The sequence below is a fragment of the Streptomyces sp. NPDC006265 genome, assembly GCF_040613555.1.
Classification (GTDB): domain Bacteria; phylum Actinomycetota; class Actinomycetes; order Streptomycetales; family Streptomycetaceae; genus Streptomyces.
The window spans coordinates 1-4,105 of record NZ_JBEXSH010000820.1; the positions used below are offsets into that span (position 1 = coordinate 1).

The window sequence follows — 4,105 nt, forward strand, 5'->3', positions numbered from 1 at the left end:
GACGAAGGCGATCATGCCGTCCGGCCTTTCGGTGCTTTGGCGGTGTGCAGGGCGACGGCCTGCTGGAGTCGGTTCTGCGCGGGGGCGCGCCAGATGTGGCAGATGGCGAGGGCGAGGGCGTCGGCCGCGTCGGCGGGCCTGGGCGGTGCGCTGAGCCGGAGCAGGCGGGTCACCATGGCGCCCACCTGCGCCTTGTCGGCCCGGCCGCTGCCGGTGACGGCGGCCTTCACCTCACTCGGGGTGTGCAGCGCGACCGGGATTCCGCGGCGGGCGGCGCAGAGCATGGCGACGGCGCTGGCCTGGGCCGTGCCCATCACCGTGCGGACGTTGTGCTGGCTGAAGACGCGCTCGACGGCGACGAACTCGGGTCGGTGCTCGTCGAGCCACTGCTCGATGCCCTGCTCGACGGCGACGAGACGGTGGCCGAGGTCGGCGTCGCCGGGCGTGCGGACGACGCCGACGCCGATCATCGTGAGCGGCCGTCCGGCGACGCCCTCGACCACGCCGACACCGCACCGGGTCAGTCCCGGGTCCACCCCCAGTACGCGCACGCGCCCCTCCCTTTCGCTCACCTGTTTGTGCAGGCTATCGGGTGCCACCGACAACGCGACGGGCCGACGGGGTGTGTCCCGTCGGCCCGTTGGCTCGGTGGAGTCCGGAGTTACGCGTCGACCTTCTCCATGACCTCGTCGCTCACGTCGAAGTTGGCGAAGACGTTCTGCACGTCGTCGCTGTCCTCCAGCGCGTCGATCAGCTTGAAGATCTTCTTGGCGCCTTCCTCGTCCAGCTCGACCTGCATGGTCGGGACGAAGTTGGCGTCGGCGGAGTCGTAGTCGATGCCGGCGTCCTGCAGGGCGGTGCGGACCGCGACCAGGTCGGTGGCCTCGCTGAGGACCTCGAAGCTCTCGCCGAGGTCGTTGACCTCCTCGGCGCCCGCGTCGAGCACGGCGGCCAGCACGTCGTCCTCGGACAGCTCGCTCTTGGGGACGATCACGACGCCCTTGCGGTTGAACAGGTACGACACCGAACCCGGGTCGGCCATGGAGCCGCCGTTGCGGGTCATGGCGACGCGGACCTCGGAGGCGGCGCGGTTGCGGTTGTCGGTGAGGCACTCGACGAGCACCGCGACACCGTTGGGTCCGTAGCCCTCGTACATGATCGTCTCGTAGTCGGCGCCGCCGGCCTCGAGGCCGCCGCCGCGCTTGACCGCGGAGTCGATGTTCTTGTTCGGGACCGACTGCTTCTTGGCCTTCTGGATGGCGTCGTAGAGAGTGGGGTTGCCCTCGATGTCGACGCCGCCCATCCGGGCAGCCACCTCGATGTTCTTGATCAGCTTCGCGAAGAGCTTGCCGCGCTTGGCATCGATCACGGCCTTCTTGTGCTTCGTCGTAGCCCATTTAGAGTGGCCGGACATCTGCCTGTCTCCTTCGCGTAACCCATCTCAGCAACGAACGCAGGAATCCTACAAGGACTCGGCTGTCCGGTTCGCCCGCACCATGTCGACGAACAGGGCGTGGACGCGGTGGTCGCCGGTCAGTTCCGGGTGGAACGACGTGGCCAGCGCGGTGCCCTGACGGACCGCGACGATGTGGCCGTCGTGCTCGGCGAGCACCTCGGTTTGGGCACCGACGGATTCCACCCAGGGGGCACGGATGAAGACGCCCTCCACCGGCGCGCCCTCGATGCCCTGGATGCCGACGGCCGCCTCGAAGGACTCGTTCTGCCGTCCGAAGGCGTTGCGGCGGACGATCATGTCGATGCCGCCGAGGGTCTCCTGGCCCGAGCGCGGGTCGAGGATCTTGTCGGCGAGCATGATCATGCCGGCGCAGGTGCCGTAGACGGGCATACCGTCCCGCAGGCGCGCGCGGAGGGGCTCCATCAGGCCGAACAGGACGGCCAGCTTGGAGATGGTGGTGGACTCGCCGCCGGGGATGACGAGGCCGTCGACCTCGGCGAGTTCTTCGGGGCGCCGCACCGGCCTGGCCACGGCATCGGCCGCGGCCAGGGCGACGAGGTGCTCCCGTACGTCGCCCTGGAGGGCCAGGACGCCTATGACGGGGGTGTCGCTCATGGGTTCCTGTGCCTTACCAGCCGCGGTTGGCGTAGCGCTCGGCCTCGGGGAGGGTGTCGCAGTTGATGCCGACCATGGCCTCGCCGAGGTTGCGGGACGCGTCGGCGATGATCTTCGGGTCGTCGTAGAAGGTGGTGGCCTTCACGATGGCGGCGGCGCGCTTGGCCGGGTCGCCGGACTTGAAGATGCCGGAGCCGACGAAGACGCCCTCGGCGCCGAGCTGACGCATCAGGGCCGCGTCGGCCGGGGTGGCCACGCCGCCGGCGGAGAACAGCACCACGGGGAGCCTGCCGAGCTCGGAGACTTCCTTGACCAGCTCGTACGGGGCGCGCAGCTCCTTGGCGGCGGCGTACAGCTCGTTGTTGTCGTAGCCGCGCAGGCGGGCGATCTCGTTCTTGATCTGGCGCAGGTGGCGGACGGCCTCGACGACGTTGCCGGTCCCGGCCTCGCCCTTGGAGCGGATCATCGCGGCGCCCTCGGCGATGCGGCGCAGGGCCTCGCCCAAGTTGGTGGCGCCGCAGACGAAGGGGGTCGTGAAGGCGAACTTGTCGCTGTGGTTGACCTCGTCGGCCGGGGTGAGGACCTCGGACTCGTCGATGTAGTCGACGCCGAGGGACTGCAGGACCTGGGCCTCGACGAAGTGGCCGATGCGGGACTTGGCCATGACCGGGATCGAGACGGCGTCGATGATGCCCTCGATCATGTCCGGGTCGGACATGCGGGCGACGCCGCCGTCCTTGCGGATGTCGGCGGGGACCCGCTCCAGGGCCATGACGGCCACGGCGCCCGCGTCCTCGGCGATCTTGGCCTGCTCCGGCGTGACGACGTCCATGATCACGCCGCCCTTGAGCTGCTCGGCCATGCCGCGCTTCACTCGGGCGGTGCCGGTCTCGGGAGCCTGGTTTTCGGAGATGGACACGGGTGACCTCGCTGATGGGAAAGAGGGTTTCTGCAGCACTGAGGAAACGTGAGAGAACCAGGCCACAGCAAGGGCCAATAGGAACGCCGTGGATCCTTTTGCGACGGACGGCCGGAAAACGACAGGTGAACGGGGCTCAGGAGGCCCGGTCCACCAGGGCTGCCGGCGGCTCGTCGTCCATTTCGAAGGCCATCGGGAAGGGCGCGTGACCGGCCAGGCGGAACCAGCGCACCTTGCGGTGCCGGCGCAGGGCCCGGGCCGCCCGTACGGCGTCGTTGTGGAAGCGCCGGGCCATCGGCACCTTGCGGACGGCCTCGGTGAGTTCCCGGGCCGCCCCCTCTCCCCCGGGCGCCTCCCGCACCGCCTCCACCTGCGGAGCCTCTCCGAAGACGGCCCGCAGCGCCTGGCTCAGTTCGCTCTCGGCGACCTCCCGCTGCTCCTCCTCGGCCTGCCGGGCGGCGTGCGCGGCCTCGTACAGCACGATCGAGGCGGCCGGGTCGAGGACCCCCGACGTCGCCAGTTCCTGCGCCACCGAGGCGCGCCGCAGCAACTGGGCGTCCAGGGCCGCGCGGGCGGCGTCGATCCGGGCGTGGAGACGGTCGAGCCGGCCGGCGGTCCAGCTCAGATAGAGCCCGATCGCGACCAGGGCGACGGCGATCCAGATGAGAGTGGTGGTCACGGGCGGCAAGGCTAGCGGCACGAGGGCCCGGCCGTTCGTCCCGCCCTGCCCGCGATCAGCGGTTGCGGTCCTCGGCCTGCGGCGGGATGGACATCAGTGACGCCCGACCTGCCCTTTCGACATGGCCTGAAAGGACCGGGCGCCCGCCCGTCAGTCCCGGGCGAACCCCAGCCGCCCCCACAGCCCGGTCGTCCGCTCGTCCTCGGCCACCGCCGCCGCTCCGGCCGTCACCGTCTCGTAGACGGACAGGATGTCCGCGCCGACGGTCGACCAGTCGAAGCGCCGCATCCAGTGCGATGCGCCGCTTTGCGGCCGGGGTGTGCGCGGCCAGCGGGGTGATGACCAGCATGGTGCCGCCCTCGCGCAGTCGGCGCCCGAGCGCGTGCAGGACCCGGGTGCGGTCGCTCAAGAAGGCCACCGAGAGGCGGAAGAGCAC

At 70.4% G+C, this 4,105-nt stretch carries 5 protein-coding genes and 1 pseudogene; all 6 read right to left on the reverse strand.

Translation table 11 applies throughout. The features are described 5' to 3' along the window. Positions 1 to 11 precede the first annotated feature (11 nt). Entirely contained in the window at positions 12 to 551 is a 540-nt protein-coding gene (gene ruvC, locus ABZ281_RS40640; protein WP_356662998.1) for a crossover junction endodeoxyribonuclease RuvC, read from the reverse strand. Between the two features lie 110 nt (positions 552 to 661). Beyond that, complete coding sequence (locus ABZ281_RS40645; protein ID WP_356662999.1) at positions 662 to 1,414, reverse strand: YebC/PmpR family DNA-binding transcriptional regulator; 753 nt, start codon at positions 1,412 to 1,414, stop codon at positions 662 to 664. A gap of 48 nt (positions 1,415 to 1,462) precedes the next feature. Further along, positions 1,463 to 2,071: a pyridoxal 5'-phosphate synthase glutaminase subunit PdxT gene (gene pdxT, locus ABZ281_RS40650; protein ID WP_356663000.1), complete on the reverse strand. Its 609-nt coding sequence runs from the start codon at positions 2,069 to 2,071 to the stop codon at positions 1,463 to 1,465. Positions 2,072 to 2,084: 13 nt separating this feature from the next. Then, positions 2,085 to 2,990, reverse strand: a complete 906-nt coding sequence (pdxS, locus tag ABZ281_RS40655; RefSeq protein WP_356663001.1) for a pyridoxal 5'-phosphate synthase lyase subunit PdxS — start codon at positions 2,988 to 2,990, stop codon at positions 2,085 to 2,087. Between the two features lie 136 nt (positions 2,991 to 3,126). Further along, positions 3,127 to 3,669, reverse strand: a complete 543-nt coding sequence (locus tag ABZ281_RS40660; protein WP_356663002.1) for a hypothetical protein — start codon at positions 3,667 to 3,669, stop codon at positions 3,127 to 3,129. 150 nt (positions 3,670 to 3,819) lie between these two features. Then, positions 3,820 to 3,972, reverse strand: a pseudogene (locus tag ABZ281_RS40665) (alpha-(1-2)-phosphatidylinositol mannosyltransferase); the annotation flags it as partial. Positions 3,973 to 4,105 lie beyond the last annotated feature (133 nt).